Source organism: Pseudomonas gingeri, from assembly GCF_013386165.1.
GTDB classification, from domain to species: Bacteria; Pseudomonadota; Gammaproteobacteria; order Pseudomonadales; family Pseudomonadaceae; genus Aquipseudomonas; species Aquipseudomonas gingeri_C.
The window spans coordinates 138,898-154,982 of the sequence record NZ_JACAOS010000015.1 but is presented as its reverse complement, the minus strand read 5'-3'; the positions used below and the strand labels follow the sequence as shown (position 1 = coordinate 154,982).

Below are 16,085 nucleotides of genomic sequence, written 5' to 3'. Positions count from 1 at the left end.
TGAACGTGAATGTGACCCCTGGGTCGCGGCCAGCTTCATCAACCTGTCACTCTGTACTGCCCAGCTTCACCCTGCAGAGTGATGCAGGTCCCCCTTTTCGGGGAAGAAAACGCGACGCTTCTCTCTATATAACAAGCCCAAGCGGAGTACCACAGATGGCGTTCTTCACCGCAGCCAGCAAAGCCGACTTCCAGCACCAACTGCAGGCGGCACTGGCGCAGCACATCAACGAACAGGCACTGCCACAAGTGGCGCTGTTCGCTGAGCAGTTCTTCGGCATCATCTCCCTGGACGAACTGACCCAGCGTCGGCTCTCCGATCTCGCCGGCTGCACCCTCTCGGCCTGGCGTCTGCTGGAGCGTTTCGACCACACCCAGCCACAGGTTCGCGCCTACAACCCGGATTACGAGCGTCATGGCTGGCAGTCGACCCACACAGCCGTCGAGGTCCTGCACCCCGACCTGCCGTTCCTGGTCGACTCGGTCCGCACCGAACTGAACCGCCGCGGTTACAGCATCCACACCCTGCAAACCACCGTGCTGAGCGTGCGTCGCGGCAGCAAGGGCGAGTTGCTCGAAGTCCTGCCCAAGGGCACCCAGGGCGAGGGGATCGACAAAGAATCCCTGATGTACCTGGAAATCGATCGCTGCGCCAACACCGCCGAGCTGAGCGTGCTGTCCAAGGAGCTGGAACAGGTCCTGACGGAAGTGCGCATCGCGGTCGCCGACTTCGAACCGATGAAGACCAAGGTCCAGGACCTGCTGGCCGGTATCGATGCCAGCCCGTTCGCCATCGATCCGGAAGAAAAAGCCGAGATCAAGACCTTCCTGCAGTGGCTGGTGAACAACCATTTCACCTTCCTCGGCTACGAAGAGTTCGTGGTCCGTGACGAGCAGGACGGCGGTCATATCGAATATGACGCCAGCTCCTTCCTCGGCCTGACCAAATTGCTGCGCGCCGGCCTGACCCCCGACGACACCCGCATCGAAGACTACGCCGTCAACTACCTGCGCGAACCGACGCCGCTGTCGTTCGCCAAGGCCGCGCACCCGAGCCGTGTGCACCGCAACGCCTACCCGGACTATGTCTCGATCCGTGAGATCGACGCCGACGGCAAGGTCGTCAAGGAATGCCGCTTCATGGGCCTCTACACCTCTTCGGTGTACGGCGAAAGCGTGCGGGTGATTCCTTACATCAGCCGCAAGGTTGCCGAAGTCGAGCGCCGCTCGGGCTTCCAGGCCAAGGCCCACCTGGGCAAGGAACTGGCCCAGGTCCTCGAAGTGCTGCCCCGCGACGACCTGTTCCAGACCCCGGTGGACGAGCTGTTCAACACCGTGATGTCGATCGTGCAGATCCAGGAACGCAACAAGATCCGTGTCTTCCTGCGCAAGGACCCGTACGGTCGTTTCTGCTACTGCCTGGCCTACGTGCCGCGTGACGTCTACTCCACCGAAGTGCGGCAGAAGATCCAGCAAGTGCTGATGGATCGCCTGAAAGCTACCGACTGCGAGTTCTGGACCTTCTTCTCCGAGTCCGTGCTGGCCCGTGTGCAACTGATCCTGCGGGTCGATCCGAAGAACCGCATCGACATCGATCCGCTGCAACTGGAAAACGAAGTGGTCCAGGCTTGCCGCAGCTGGCAGGACGACTACAAGAGCCTGGTGGTCGAAGGCTTCGGCGAAGCACAGGGCACCAACGTGCTGGCGGACTTCCCGAAAGGCTTCCCGGCCGGCTACCGCGAGCGCTTCGCCGCGCACTCGGCCGTGGTCGACATGCAGCACCTGCTGAGCCTGAACGACAGCAATCCGCTGGTGATGAGCTTCTACCAGCCGCTGGGCCAGGTCTCCGGCCAACGCGAGCTGCATTGCAAGCTCTATCACGCCGACACGCCACTGGCGCTGTCCGACGTGCTGCCGATCCTGGAAAACCTCGGCCTGCGGGTATTGGGTGAGTTCCCGTACCGCCTGCGCCACAACAACGGCCGCGAGTTCTGGATTCATGACTTCGCCTTCACCGCTGCCGAAGGCCTGGAGCTGGATATCCAGCAGCTCAACGACACCCTGCAGGACGCGTTCGTCCACATCGTCCGTGGCGATGCCGAGAACGATGCGTTCAACCGCCTGGTACTGACTGCCGGCCTGCCATGGCGCGACGTGGCGCTGCTGCGTGCCTACGCCCGTTACCTGAAGCAGATCCGCCTGGGCTTCGACCTGGGTTACATCGCCAGCACCCTGAACAACCACACCGACATCGCCCGCGAGTTGACCCGGTTGTTCAAGACCCGTTTCTACCTGGCCCGCAAGCTCAGCGTCGAAGACCTCGACGACAAGCAACTGCGCCTGGAGCAAGCGATCCTGACCGCCCTGGACGACGTCCAGGTCCTGAACGAAGACCGCATCCTGCGTCGCTACCTTGACCTGATCAAGGCGACCCTGCGGACCAACTTCTACCAGACCGACGCCAACGGCCAGAACAAGTCGTACTTCAGCTTCAAGTTCAACCCGCACGCGATTCCCGAGCTGCCCAAGCCAGTGCCGAAGTTCGAAATCTTCGTCTACTCGCCACGGGTCGAGGGTGTGCACCTGCGTTTCGGCAACGTCGCTCGCGGCGGCCTGCGCTGGTCGGACCGCGAAGAAGACTACCGCACCGAAGTCCTGGGCCTGGTAAAAGCCCAGCAAGTGAAGAACTCGGTGATCGTGCCGGTGGGTGCGAAGGGCGGCTTCCTGCCGCGTCGCCTGCCACTGGGCGGCGGTCGTGACGAGATCGCGGCCGAAGGCATCGCCTGCTACCGCATCTTCATTTCGGGCCTGTTGGACATCACCGACAACCTGAAAGACGGTGCCCTGGTGCCGCCGGTCAACGTCGTGCGTCATGACGACGATGACCCCTACCTGGTGGTGGCGGCGGACAAAGGCACCGCGACCTTCTCCGACATCGCCAACGGCATTGCCATCGACTACGGCTTCTGGCTCGGCGACGCCTTCGCTTCCGGCGGTTCGGCGGGTTACGACCACAAGAAGATGGGCATCACCGCCAAGGGCGCGTGGGTCGGCGTACAGCGCCACTTCCGCGAACGTGGCATCAATGTCCAGGAAGACAGCATCACCGTGGTGGGCGTCGGCGACATGGCCGGCGACGTGTTCGGCAACGGCCTGTTGATGTCCGACAAGCTCAAGCTGGTCGCGGCCTTCAACCACTTGCACATCTTCATCGACCCGAACCCGGAGCCGGCCAGCAGCTTCGTCGAGCGCCAGCGCCTGTTCGACCTGCCGCGTTCGGCCTGGTCGGATTATGACGCGACCCTCATGTCCGAAGGCGGCGGTATCTTCTCGCGTAGTGCGAAGAGCATCGCGATTTCCCCGCAGATGAAAGAGCGCTTCGACATCCGCGCCGACAAGCTGACCCCGACCGAACTGCTGAACGCCTTGCTCAAGGCTCCGGTGGACCTGTTGTGGAACGGCGGTATCGGCACCTACGTCAAGGCCAGCAGCGAAAGCCACGCCGATGTCGGCGACAAGGCCAACGATGCGCTGCGCGTGAACGGTAACGAACTGCGCTGCAAGGTAGTGGGCGAGGGCGGCAACCTGGGCATGACCCAGCTCGGTCGCGTCGAGTTCGGCCTCAATGGCGGCGGTTCCAACACCGACTTCATCGACAACGCCGGTGGTGTGGACTGCTCCGACCACGAAGTGAATATCAAGATCCTGCTCAACGAAGTCGTGCAGGCCGGCGATATGACCGAGAAGCAGCGTAACCAGCTGCTGGGCAGCATGACCGATGAAGTCGGCGGCCTGGTCCTCGGCAACAACTACAAGCAGACCCAGGCCCTGTCCCTGGCGGCCCGTCGCGCAGTTGAGCGGATCGCCGAGTACAAGCGCCTGATGAGCGACCTGGAAGGCCGTGGCAAGCTGGACCGTGCCATCGAGTTCCTGCCGTCGGAAGAGCAACTGGTCGAGCGCGTTGCGGCAGGCCAGGGCCTGACCCGTGCCGAGCTGTCGGTGCTGATCTCCTACAGCAAGATCGACCTCAAGGCGGCGTTGCTCGAGTCCAAGGTTCCGGACGACGAGTACCTGACCCGCGACATGGAAACCGCGTTCCCACCGATGCTGGTGAGCAAGTTCGCCGACGCCATGCGCCGTCACCGCCTCAAGCGCGAGATCGTCAGCACCCAGATCGCCAACGACCTGGTCAACCACATGGGCATCACCTTCGTGCAGCGCTTGAAGGAGTCCACCGGCATGAGCCCGGCGAACGTCGCCGGCGCCTATGTGATCGTGCGTGACATCTTCCATCTCCCGCACTGGTTCCGTCAGATCGAGGCCCTGGATTACAAGGTTTCGGCCGAGACCCAACTGGAGCTGATGGATGAGCTGATGCGCCTGGGCCGTCGTGCCACGCGCTGGTTCCTGCGCAGCCGTCGCAACGAGCAGGATGCTGCTCGCGACGTCGCTCACTTCGGTCCGCACCTGGCGGCCCTGGGCCTGAAACTCGACGAACTGCTGGAAGGCCCGACCCGGGACGTCTGGCAGGCGCGTTACCAGGCTTATGTCAAAGCCGGTGTGCCGGAGTTGCTGGCGCGTATGGTGGCTGGTACCACGCACCTGTACACCCTGTTGCCGATCATCGAAGCCGCCGACGTGACCGGTCACGATGCTGCCGAAGTGGCCAAGGCCTACTTCGCGGTGGGCAGTGCGCTGGACCTGACCTGGTACTCCCAGCAGATCAGCGACCTGCGCGTGACCAACAACTGGCAGGCCCAGGCCCGTGAAACCTTCCGCGACGATGTGGACTGGCAGCAACGTGCGATCACCATCTCGGTGCTGAAACTGGCCGACGCGCCGCAAGACATGGAAGCCCGCGTGGCCCTGTGGCTTGAGCGCAACGCGAGCATGGCCGAGCGCTGGCGTTCGATGCTGGTGGAAATCCGTGCCGCCAGCGGCACCGACTACGCCATGTACGCGGTGGCTAACCGTGAGCTGATGGACCTGGCGTTGAGCGGTCAACCAGCGCTTTGATAGCCTGAAGCAAGTGGTAACTGAAAGCCCCGGCTCGTAAGAGTCGGGGCTTTTTTGTTAATGGCGGTAAAAGAATCTTCGCGGTTTATATAAGAGGCGCTTGTGCTCAGTCGAAAAGCCGTTCACCGGTTTAAACTTTGAAGGGCGTTAATAGATATATCACGGTTGGATAATATGGATAGAAGGCAGGCGCAAGCGATTGGCTATTTGCGCTTTTTATCGAGGGAGTGAAGATTAGTATAAGGGGATTGAAGTTATTTAAGGCTTTTGGGAATGACGGTTTCTGCTTTTGAAACATCGGATGTTGCAATACTGCTTGATGCTGAAGGGTATCATGCGCTGGTGGCCAGCCGCTTACCGGATTGGCTGAAGAGTGCGCCCTTCGCAACCCGTAGCGCCTATGCGCACAGCATGCGTCGCCATCAATCGGACAAGGCCCGCCTGGCCGCCTACCTGGGGGGCTTGCAGAGTCCGGAAGCCTTCGCCGCGCCACGCTTGCAGCGGGCCCTGGACAAGGCGTTCGGCCCGGGACTGGACGTGCATCGGGATCAGCTCAGACATGTTCACATACTGGCGGCACAAACGGCGTCTACGCCGTATCAGCAGAAACTGACGCAACAGACACTTTTGCAGGCCGCCTTGCAGAACTTCGAGGAAAGTGAAACCACTTACGTTGGTTTCGATCGAGGCTCGCAGATACTGCGCACGACTCAAAGTGTCTTGCTCAAGGAGTTTACGCCACGGGCGTTTGCCCGGTTATGCCGCGATCTGGATCTGGGCGGGAAATATAAAGAACATATCGAGTCTTTCCTGTTGCGCAAGAATGCTTCCGGGCAGCGCGATGATGAGTTTCGTCGACTGTTCATGGCCCACGAGATTTCCGAATTGTCGGTCCAGGCCGATATTGCCGTGATGAAAGGGCATATCGACGACTCGGCTTACCGGATGCTCAAACAGTGGGTCGGCGGAAACTCCAGCCCGCTCTGGAGCCTGCATGCCGTGCAGTTTCATGAGATCAAGATGCTTGATGTGCCTATTCCCGATAGCGGCTATCGAGGCGCCTTGCTCAAGGGTGTACTGCTGACCCGTTTCGACGTCTCGGCAACCCGGGATTCCTGCCCTTGCGTGGTGTACCTGTCCGGTGATACCGAGCAGGCGCTCAAACAGTATTCGACTCTGGCGGTGTTCGAGGATGACCTCAGGCGCAGGCTGCGTGACGAAGGTTATCAACACGAATTTCGCCGCTACCTCCATTTGCGCACTCAACCGGTGTTTTTCAGCACGCTGAACGAGCTGCTGAATCCCTGGAACCCCGCGACGCGTCGGCGTGTGCCCGATGAACAGGCGCGCTTGCAGCTCCAGCTCGCGCAAATAACCGGAGATCTCTTTTCCGAGCTTTATGTGCAGCACACCGTCAAGATGCTCGACGATGCCCGGATACTGGCGGTGTCGACGGATGCGGAGGACAAGAAGACTCGCAGTGCTCGCTGGCATTCCTTTCTGGACTGGGGTGTCAACCTGCTGTTTTTTGTGCCAGGACTGGGAGAGGCGATGCTGGCGGTGGCCGGTGCCCAGTTACTGGTCCAGGTCTACGAAGGCATCGAGGACTGGCAGCATGGCGACAAGACGCAAGCCGTGCTGAGCTTTCTCGGTGTAGTACTGAACCTGGAGCTTGGGGCCTTCATGCAGGTCCTGGCGCGCGATGCCGAAGCGGCTGCTTTCATTGATGGCCTCAAGCAGGTCAAGCTGCCGGACGGCGGAACCCGGTTATGGAAAGGCGATCTTTTGCCCTATCGCCATGCCCCGGCCTTGCCTGAGGGGCTGAGCCCCGACGAGTCGGGCTTGCGGGTGCGCAATGCCAGCAGTTACCTGACGCTGGACGGGGCTTACTACAAACTCGGACCCACTCGCGTCAGCCATGAATATCGCGCCGAGCACCCCACCCGGAGCACTTATCCGCCGCTGTTCAGCCATAACGGCTCGGGTGCCTGGACCCATGAGTTGGAGGCGCCGTTGCAGTGGGATGCCTTCAAGCTGTTCGAGCGCCTGGGGCCCGATATGGCCGGTTTTTCCCCGGAGCAGGCGACTCGAATCATGACCGTCAGCGGTGTGGGCGCCGAGCAGTTGCGTCCGGTCTACCTGGACCAACTGCGCCGGCCTGCCTTACTGAGCGACACGCTGCAGCGCTTCAGGATCGATGCGGATATCCAGCGGTTTATCGAGCGCGGTACGACTAACGGCGGCGTGGTTGATTGGCGTATCCGGGAACAGTTGCTGGAAGCCTTGTGGCCGCCTACAAAGGTGTTGCGCTTCGTCAATGGCGAAGGGCGGGTGTTGAAGGAGTATGGGCCGGCGGATAAAACGGGGCTGCCGGTGGTGACCGTCAGCGATGCCCAGATATATGACGGCAAACTGCTGCAGGTGGTGTTGCAGGGACTTGACCCGGGCGAGATCGATACGTTGCTCGGGCGCCAGGTGGGTGAGGCGCAGTTGACCCGTGCCGAACAACTGGCGGCGCTGGACACCCGACTTGCCGCCGAGGCACAGAACCAGCGCAGTGCGTTGTTCGAGTCCTACTACGAGTTTCGTAGCCGCTCCCGAAATGCCTTTGTCGCCTTGTTCAAGCGCGACTTTCCCAACTTGCCGACGGCGATTGCCGATGAGTTGGCCAATGCGGCCAACGGCTATGAGGTCGAGTCGCTGGAAGCGGGAAGGGTGCCGCTGCGGTTGGCGGAAGAAAGTCGTTGGTATCTGCAACAAGTGCGGATCGCGCGGGCCTATGAAGGGCTTTTCATCGAATCATCGGTCAGCCTGGATGCCGACCGGTTGTTCCTGCATTCACTGGAGAACCTGCCGGGCTGGTCGAAAAAGCTCCGTATCGAGCTGTATGAGCCTTCCGAACTGGCACCGGGTGGGCGGCGCTTGGTCGACAGCCTGGGCACGACCTCAGCGGAAACACCCGTGGAGTTGCTGCGCAAGTCGGGGGGCTATGAGATCAAAGAGCAAGTCCTGCCGGGTAACCTTCAGGTGGCGCTATTGCAGGCTCTGCCGGAGAGCGAACTTCAGGCACTTGGCTTCTCGCGCACAACGGGCCCGGAGTTGTTCAAACAAACGGTGGTGAACCACCTGACGCTGTCTCGCGCGCGCATTCGCTCGTTGCTGGACATGCAAGCGATCAAGCCCGGATTCAGGTCGCCAATGCGTTTGAGCGATGGGCGATTCGGTTATCCGCTCGGTGGGGGGCCGAGTTCGGAGTCAGTGTCGCCGAGCCATTTGTGGCTGCTGGTGGATAAGCTTTATCCCGGCCAGGAGCTGGAGGCGGTTCGACAATTCCTGTCGCTTGAAGGGCAGGATGACAAGGTGTTCCTCAAGGCCCTCAAGAAGCAGCAGGGCGAGTACCACAGGCTGAAACAGATGCTCGAATACTGGCGCATCGACAGTGAGTACGAGCATGGCAGTGGTGGTGTCGGTAATTGGCTGGTCGGCAAGGCCTCCAAGTCACGCGTGCTGGAGCGGATAAAAAAGTGCTGGCGCCGGGAGTCGCAGCCCGTGTTCGATGCCGGTGGCCAACCGTTGGGATATGAGCTGGACCTTTCCAGGGAGCACCTGCTCAAGTTGCCTGAACTGGAAGAGGGGAGTTTCGAGCATGTGGTCTCATTGAAGCTGACCCTGGTCGGACGTCGGGAGCGCCGTGACCTAGAAGCCTTTCTCAAGAAGTTTCCCAAGTTGCGCGAGTTGCAGATCACGGGGGGCAGGCTGACGCAATTGCCTTTAAGCATTGGTGGAATGGCTGAGCTGCGCAGGTTGCAGCTCAACGGCAACCGGATTGTCTGGACCCCGTTACTGGGGCAGCAATTACGCAGCATGGTGCGCCTGAGGCGACTGAACCTGGATGGCAACCCTCTGGGGCTGTTCAGTGCCAGGGGCATGCCGGGGCTACAGGGGCTCCAGTTGCAGCGTACCGGCTTGTCCGCCTGGCCGATCGGAGCACTGGAGTTGCTCGATCTGATGGTGCTGGATTTGCAGGGAAACCAATTGACCACCATTCCCTGGGATTTTTATAACCTGAGCAGTCGCAGGATGAGAACGGTATTGCTTTACGGTAATCCGCTGGACAGTACGACACGCTATAGGGTTTCCCAGTTCATTGATCGACCGTCGATACGTTTCGTCCTGCCGGAAGACACGGGCGTCGTGGATCAGGGGCTGCCGAGATTGACGCCCGTCGTGGAAAACTGGCTCGACAGCAGTTTTCCGCTGGCCGAGCAGGAGCGCAGGAGGGCGCAGTGGAGCCTGATCGTCGATGAGCCCGGGAGCCAGGAATTTCTGGAGGCGATTGCCGCGCTGCGTTACACGGCGGACTATCGCGCCGAATACCGGCCGGAGTTGATCCGGCGTGTCTGGCGAATGATCGATGCGGCCATTGCCGACTCCGCCTTGCGTCAGGTGTTGTTCGACTGGACCACCGACCTGGAAACCTGTGCCGATGGTTTTACCGAGGTGTTCAGCCGGCTGGGGGGCGAGGTGTTGCTCTACGAGGCCGGGCAGCTGGCGGGCGATGCACGGGAAGCGACCTACCTGGCCTTGGCTCAGGGACGCTCGCGGCTGGCGCGGTTGAACGATATCTCCAAGGTCGAAACCGCCAATCAGGACATCGTCAGGGCCGGCCACATTGAGGACTCCAGGGTGCAAGCCATCGAGACGGCGCGCGGACTGCGCCTGGGCGAGGCTGAAATCGAGGAGGCCGGGCGTGTGGCGGCCGAGGCCGCTGATGAGCGCTGGCCCCATGTCGATGAAGTCGAGATCTACCTGGCCTACCGTGTTGATCTCGCCGAGCGCCTGGGACTGCCCTGGCAACCTTTGTCCATGTTGTATCGGGGCTCCAGCAATGTCACCCGGGACATGACCCGGGAGGCGGGCGATCGCATACTGGCGGCCGAGCAAGTATCTGGCAAGCAGGTCGAGCTGCTGCTTGAACAGCCGCTCTGGAAGGATTATCTGAAGACCTTGCCCGATACGGAGCAGCAGGAGGTCGTGGCACAGGAACGCTTGCAAACCCTGGAAGAGTTGCGTGAAGCGCTGGAGAAGCTGGCACGGCAGCCGCAGGCCTCGGCGCGGGAAATCGCCGGCTGGACTGCGACGGTGCAACAGTGGGCGAGAATCCTGGGTATCGCCGAGGCGGATATTCCCATTGGCCAGGAAATGAGCGATACGGTCTATGAGCAGGCGCTCGAAGTGATTGATCTCGAGCGAAAAGCCGGGGAAGTACAGATCACCCAGAAAGCGCTCGACCGTGCCCGGATGCCCGAGAGTTCAGACCTGTGAAGCCCGCCCCTTGAAAACAGCCTCTGCTCTGTCGGATAGGGGCGGGCCGCTGCGTAGCCTGGTTCAGATACCGATATTGCCCAGGGTCTGGACGATATTGCGCAAGGTCACGGCGATGGCGGGGTGTTCGAGCTCGAAGCGCTCCACCGCGAGGTTGACGCCGTCCGCCAGACTGGCGTCCTGGGTCGAGGTTTCCAGTTTGATCTGTGCTTCGATCTGCTGCATCAGCACTTGCAGATGTTCACGCTCTTCCGCTGAAAGAGGTGGGTTCTGCTCCAGTTGCTCGCGCAGGGTATTGAGTTGGTCTTGCAGTTCGCGGGCAGGCATCGTGGTACTTCCTCTTTGGATAGACTCTGGCACATAGACCGCCATATGGCGATAAAGGTCTGTACCTGAGTGTCAGAGTAATCCACTCCCGCGTGGCCTGCATGACCTCGATCAAGATCACCTTGTCAGGGCTTCTCGCCCTTGAGCCGGCGCAGGGCGATATCGTCCAGGCAGGTCGCCAGTTCACCCAGGTGATCGATCACCGAGTGCACGCCGAGGCCGAACAGCTCGACAGTGGCCTTGCCGCGTTTGCGTTCCCGCTCCTTTTGCGGCAGCGCCTGCCATTCCACGGGCGAGAGACCACACAACGGGCCGCAGGAGGCCAGGCCGATGGTCCACAAGCCGGCATTCAGGCCCGATTGCAGCAGGCGCGGTTCGCCACTGACCAGCACGCAGCCGTCCAGTTGTTCCACGCCGAGGCTCATCAGCGCATGCCAGCAGGCGTTGGGCGCCGGCCATTGGGCGCAGTTGGTGGGAGTAAGCGAGGCCTTGACCCAGTTCGGCAGGGTGGTGGCAAGGGGGTGGCTGACCGCAGAGGGCAATTCATCCAGCCAGGCGCAGGGCACGCCGCGTTGTTGCAGGCCCTGGAGTATCTCCAGCGCACCCGGTGTCGCGTGATTGTGCTCGCCCGGGTCCAGGTTGGCGCGGGCGCGGGCACCGAAATCCACCAGGCAACCGGTCAGGCCGAAGAGCAGGGCGGTGGGGGCGGGCAGCGGTACGGCGGCGGGTAATGGCATGGCAACGTCCCTGAAATGACTTCGCAGAGTAAGACACCGCCATGACAGTTGGATGACGGCGGCCAGCCCCGCGTAATCTGTAAATCTTTGTAGGACTTGTCTCGACCAGACTGCCTAATCGAAGTTATCCGCTTTATACTGGCCGCTTTTCGAGGGCGCGGTTGCCCAGCCCGTCTTATCCAAGGAGTTCTTTTTATGCGCTGGATCCATCGTCTAGCTCAACTGTCCCTGTGTGCCAGCGTTGCGCTGGTGCCATTTGCCGCACAGGCGGCAGACGAAGATCCGTGGGAGAGCGTCAACCGCCCTATCTTCAAGTTCAACGATGTGCTGGACACCTACGCGCTGAAACCTTTGGCCCAGGGCTACCAGGCAGTGACGCCGCAGTTCGTGGTTGATGGCATCCACAATATGTTTCGTAACATCGGCGATGTGAAGAACCTGGCCAACGACGTGCTGCAGCTCAAGCCGCACGCGGCGGGCGTGGATACTTCGCGGATCTTCTTCAACACCATTTTCGGTGTCGCGGGTTTCTTCGATGTCGGCACCAAAATGGGGCTGCAGCGTAACGACGAAGATTTCGGCCAGACCCTGGGGCACTGGGGCGTGGGCAGCGGTCCGTACGTGGTCATCCCGTTCTTCGGCCCGAGCACCTTGCGTGACGCGCCGTCGCTGTACATCGACACCTACACCGAACCCTATCGCTACATGAACGACATTCCGGCGCGTAACATTGCGTACGGCGTGGACATCGTCGACGTGCGTACCAGCCTGTTGTCGAGCGAAAAACTGATCTCTGGCGACAAATACATCTTCATCCGCAACGCCTACCTGCAGAACCGCGAGTTCAAGGTCAAGGACGGCAAGGTTGTAGACGATTTCTAGTTTTTACCGGCTAAATGAAAAAGGCGACCTCGACGGGTCGCCTTTTTTTATATTCGCCGGGCCTCAATTCATCTTGAGGATCTGCAACCCCAGTCGTTGGCCGCCGCCGTCCTCACGCACCCAGACCACCTCGGTCTCGGCTTCCAGGCCCTTGAGGGCCGGGTGGTCGGAGTCGATGCGCACCAGCAACGTGTCGCCGGCCTTGAAGGCCCGTGGTGCGGCGATCTGCATGCCGCTGCTCGACAGGTCCAGGCAGGTGGCGGAAATCTCCAGCCCCGCATGGATCAACGTGACGTCGGCCTCGACGCGCATACGGATGTAGTCACGCTTTTCACTGTAGTCCTGATCGGTTCGACTCATGGGGGCAGTCCTTCAATTCCGTTGTGGTTTGCACTGTTCTTATAACTCCCGGTGATTTGAGGTGTAAAGACGTCAAGCGACCATCGGCATGAGCTTGAAACGCCCGGCGGATGGGAGTACCGTCTGCGCCTTAGAAGGGCACCTCTGATACCGATGCACCGGACGTGATCGTCCGACCCGATTCGGGACAGAGAGGCTAGAAAGCGAATCCAGTAGTACGAGTCGGGCCCGTTGCCTTGCTGTCTACGCCAACCTAATTCTGGCGCCGTTTGCCCACATGCAAAAAACCAGTGCCACGCTGCTGATAATTGATGACGACGAAGTAGTGCGCGCAAGCCTTGCGGCCTACTTGGAAGACAGCGGATTCAGCGTCTTGCAGGCCGGCAATGGCTTGCAGGGTCTTGAGGTATTCGAGCAGTCCAAGCCCGACCTGGTCATCTGCGACTTGCGCATGCCCCAGATGGGCGGTCTCGAGCTGATTCGTCAGGTGACCGACCTTTCGCCGCAGACGCCAGTGATCGTGGTGTCCGGTGCGGGTGTCATGAACGACGCTGTCGAAGCGTTGCGCCTGGGCGCTGCCGACTACCTGATCAAGCCCCTCGAAGACCTCGCCGTTCTGGAGCATTCAGTGCTGCGGGCGCTGGACCGTGCGCGCCTGCTTCTGGAGAACCAGCGCTACCGCGAGAAGCTGGAAACCGCCAACCGCGAGCTCGAAGCCAGCCTGCACCTGCTCCAGGAAGACCAGAACGCTGGCCGCCAGGTGCAGATGAACATGCTGCCGACCAGCCCCTGGAGCATCGACGAGTTCCAGTTCGCGCACCAGATCATTCCGTCGTTGTACCTGTCTGGCGATTTCGTCGACTACTTCCGGGTTGATGAGCGCCGCGTGGCGTTCTACCTGGCAGATGTGTCCGGCCATGGCGCGTCCTCGGCGTTTGTCACCGTATTGCTGAAGTTCATGACCACGCGCCTGCTGTTCGAGTCCAAGCGCAATGGCACCTTGCCGGAGTTCACCCCGTCGCAGGTGCTGGGCCACATCAACCGCGGGCTGATCAGCTGCAAGCTGGGCAAGCACGTGACCATGGTCGGCGGCGTGATCGATGAAGAAACCGGGTTGCTGACCTACAGCATTGGCGGGCACCTGCCATTGCCGGTGCTCTACACCCCTGACAGTGTTCGTTACCTGGAAGGGCGTGGTTTGCCGGTGGGCTTGTTCAACGAAGCCACCTATGAAGATCACATTCTGGAATTGCCGCCAGCATTTAGTTTGACGTTAATGTCTGATGGCATTCTGGACCTTTTGAAGCAAGATACACTCAAAGAGAAAGAGGCTGCTTTACCTGAACTGGTAAAAACAGCCGGGGGCAGCCTGGATGGCTTGCGCCAGGTCTTTGGATTGGCCACGCTAGGGGAGATGCCGGATGATATCGCCCTGTTAGTGTTGAGCAGGAACATTTGATGAGTACCGGTAGAATCCAGTTCGCCGAGCAGGATGGCACCTTCGTTCTGAAGTTTGTCGGTGAAGTTCGCCTGACCCTCTGTTCAGCGTTGGATGCAACAATTGAGCGGATTTTCACGGCGCTGAACTTTTCGGCGATCGTGATCGACCTGACTGAGACCCGCAGCATCGACAGCACCACGCTGGGATTGCTGGCCAAACTGTCGATCTTGTCGCGGCAGAAGGTTGGCTTGTTGCCGACGGTGGTCACCACCCACGACGACATCACCCGGTTGTTGCAGTCCATGGGGTTTGACCAGGTCTTCAACATCGTCAACCGGCCGATTCCGTGCTCGGACTGCCTGATCGACTTGCCGTCGCAGGACCAGTCGGAAGAGGTGGTGCGGATCAAGGTGCTGGAAGCGCACAAGATCCTGATGGGCTTGAACGAGTCGAACCGCGAAGCCTTTCACGACCTGGTGAATGCGCTGGAGCGCTCCTGACCGACTGACGCCGCGGGCGTACAAAAAAGGGCGACACCTTTCCCAGGTGCCGCCCTTTTTGCGCTTCTCTCGAACCTGTAGGAGCCGAGCTTGCTGACGATAAGCGCCAACACGGTCCCTTGTAGGAGCCGAGCTTGCTCGCGATGAACGATAACGCGGCCCCTTGTGGGAGCCGGGCTTGCTCGCAATGAACGATAACGCAGTCCCTTGTGGGAGCTGGCTTGCCAGCGATGAACGATAACGCGGTCTCTAGCCGGCCGCGTTACCGCCCCTCCAACAACTCCCCAGCCTGATCCAGCAAGGCCAACGGATCCTTGGCCTTGTGAATATCCACCGACAGCAACTGCCGAAACCGCCGCGCCCCCGGAAACCCGGTCCCCAGCCCCAGCACATGCCGGGTGATATGGTGCATCGCACCGCCATCAGCGATATGCGCCGCCACATAAGGTCGCAACTGCGCCAGGGCTTGCGCCCGTGAAATCACCGGCGCCTCACTGCCAAACAACTGCTGATCCACCTCAGCCAGCAGATACGGGTTGTGATAAGCCTCGCGGCCCAGCATTACCCCGTCAAACGTCTGCAAATGCTCGTGGCATTGCTCCAGCGTCTTGATCCCGCCGTTGAGGATGATTTCCAGCGCCGGGAAGTCCTGCTTCAACTGGGCGGCCACGTCATAACGCAGTGGCGGAATATCCCGGTTCTCCTTCGGCGACAGGCCTTCCAGAATTGCGATCCGCGCATGCACGGTGAAGCTGCGGCAACCGGCTTCCTGCACTTTACCGACGAAATCGCAGAGTTCGGCGTAGCTGTCACGGCCGTTGATACCGATGCGGTGTTTGACCGTGACCGGAATCGACACGGCATCGCGCATGGCCTTCACGCAATCGGCCACCAGCTCGGGATGCCCCATCAGGCAGGCGCCGATCATATTGTTCTGCACCCGGTCGCTGGGGCAGCCGACGTTGAGGTTCACTTCGTCGTAACCGGCGTCCTGGGCCATACGGGCGCAGGCGGCGAGGTCGGCCGGCACGCTACCGCCCAGTTGCAGGGCCAGCGGGTGCTCGGCTTCGTTATGACGCAGGAAACGCTCATGGTCGCCATGGAGGATGGCGCCGGTGGTGACCATTTCGGTGTAGAGCAGGGTGTGCTTGGAGAGCAGGCGTAGGAAGAATCGGCAATGTCTGTCAGTCCAATCCATCATCGGGGCAACGCTAAAGCGTCGAGATGGCTCGGAGCGGGAAGGTGTGGCGTCGTTCAAAGGCATGGAAGGTCTGTCGCTGTGGGCGCAGCCGGCGCGGATGAGGCAGGGCGCGGGCTTGAGTGGCGTGAGGCTGAATGGGGCGGAGTTTATCAGGAAATGGGTTTGGTCGTCGGGGCTGGCAAGGGCGGCAGGCGTTTGAAATGTTTCGCTTCAAATGCTGGCTTGAGTGCCTTGGGTGCTCCGCTATCCTTGAACTGTCGCTGCCCATTCAGCGACCGGGCCTGAGAATCCGTGAAA

General features: G+C 60.8%; 9 protein-coding genes. 5 read left to right on the top strand and 4 right to left on the bottom strand.

What is annotated here, in order from left to right:
- Positions 1-155 precede the first annotated feature (155 nt).
- Both HX866_RS13345 and HX866_RS13340 read left to right on the top strand, forming a co-directional pair.
- Positions 156-5,015, top strand: coding sequence for an NAD-glutamate dehydrogenase (locus HX866_RS13345; protein ID WP_177092232.1), 4,860 nt, complete (start codon positions 156-158; stop codon positions 5,013-5,015).
- 411 nt (positions 5,016-5,426) lie between these two features.
- Positions 5,427-10,340, top strand: coding sequence for a dermonecrotic toxin domain-containing protein (locus tag HX866_RS13340; protein WP_177092231.1), 4,914 nt, complete (start codon positions 5,427-5,429; stop codon positions 10,338-10,340).
- Positions 10,341-10,403: 63 nt separating this feature from the next.
- On the opposite strand, the gene HX866_RS13335 is transcribed toward HX866_RS13340, so the two are convergent.
- A complete protein-coding gene (locus HX866_RS13335; RefSeq protein ID WP_177104810.1) occupies positions 10,404-10,667 on the bottom strand; it encodes a DUF4404 family protein in 264 nt (87 codons plus the stop codon).
- A 125-nt stretch (positions 10,668-10,792) separates the two neighbouring features.
- A complete protein-coding gene (locus HX866_RS13330; RefSeq protein ID WP_177139966.1) occupies positions 10,793-11,404 on the bottom strand; it encodes an HAD family phosphatase in 612 nt (203 codons plus the stop codon).
- Between the two features lie 195 nt (positions 11,405-11,599).
- Here HX866_RS13330 and HX866_RS13325 point away from each other — a divergent pair, with 195 nt between their 5' ends.
- On the top strand, positions 11,600-12,286 hold the full coding sequence (locus tag HX866_RS13325; RefSeq protein WP_177092228.1) for an MlaA family lipoprotein: 687 nt from the start codon (positions 11,600-11,602) through the stop codon (positions 12,284-12,286).
- A gap of 63 nt (positions 12,287-12,349) precedes the next feature.
- Here HX866_RS13325 and HX866_RS13320 read toward each other — a convergent pair whose 3' ends face one another.
- On the bottom strand, positions 12,350-12,646 hold the full coding sequence (locus HX866_RS13320) for a PilZ domain-containing protein (RefSeq protein WP_177092227.1): 297 nt from the start codon (positions 12,644-12,646) through the stop codon (positions 12,350-12,352).
- A 277-nt stretch (positions 12,647-12,923) separates the two neighbouring features.
- Between HX866_RS13320 and rssB the strand changes: the two genes are divergently transcribed.
- Both rssB and rssC read left to right on the top strand, forming a co-directional pair.
- Positions 12,924-14,105 carry a two-component system response regulator RssB gene (rssB, locus tag HX866_RS13315; RefSeq protein WP_177092226.1) on the top strand — a complete coding sequence of 394 codons (1,182 nt, stop codon included), beginning with the start codon at positions 12,924-12,926 and terminating at the stop codon, positions 14,103-14,105.
- Entirely contained in the window at positions 14,105-14,587 is a 483-nt protein-coding gene (gene rssC, locus HX866_RS13310) for an anti-sigma factor antagonist RssC (RefSeq protein WP_177092225.1), read from the top strand. The genes rssB and rssC overlap by 1 nt, the downstream gene beginning before the upstream one ends.
- 262 nt (positions 14,588-14,849) lie before the next feature.
- Here the strand turns inward: rssC and dusA are convergent, their stop codons facing one another.
- The gene (gene dusA, locus HX866_RS13305) at positions 14,850-15,851 is read right to left on the bottom strand and encodes a tRNA dihydrouridine(20/20a) synthase DusA (protein ID WP_177139965.1); all 1,002 of its coding nucleotides are present in this window, start codon (positions 15,849-15,851) and stop codon (positions 14,850-14,852) included.
- Between the last annotated feature and the right edge of the window lie 234 nt (positions 15,852-16,085).

Excerpts from the sequence above, each read along its gene's own strand:
- HX866_RS13345 (WP_177092232.1), top strand. The coding sequence starts at position 156 with ATGGCGTTCTTCACCGCAGCCAGCAAAGCCGACTTCCAGCACCAACTG.
- HX866_RS13340 (WP_177092231.1), top strand. The coding sequence starts at position 5,427 with ATGCGTCGCCATCAATCGGACAAGGCCCGCCTGGCCGCCTACCTGGGG.
- HX866_RS13335 (WP_177104810.1), bottom strand. The coding sequence starts at position 10,667 with ATGCCTGCCCGCGAACTGCAAGACCAACTCAATACCCTGCGCGAGCAA.
- HX866_RS13330 (WP_177139966.1), bottom strand. The coding sequence starts at position 11,404 with ATGCCATTACCCGCCGCCGTACCGCTGCCCGCCCCCACCGCCCTGCTC.
- HX866_RS13325 (WP_177092228.1), top strand. The coding sequence starts at position 11,600 with ATGCGCTGGATCCATCGTCTAGCTCAACTGTCCCTGTGTGCCAGCGTT.
- HX866_RS13320 (WP_177092227.1), bottom strand. The coding sequence starts at position 12,646 with ATGAGTCGAACCGATCAGGACTACAGTGAAAAGCGTGACTACATCCGT.
- rssB (WP_177092226.1), top strand. The coding sequence starts at position 12,924 with ATGCAAAAAACCAGTGCCACGCTGCTGATAATTGATGACGACGAAGTA.
- rssC (WP_177092225.1), top strand. The coding sequence starts at position 14,105 with ATGAGTACCGGTAGAATCCAGTTCGCCGAGCAGGATGGCACCTTCGTT.
- dusA (WP_177139965.1), bottom strand. The coding sequence starts at position 15,851 with ATGCCTTTGAACGACGCCACACCTTCCCGCTCCGAGCCATCTCGACGC.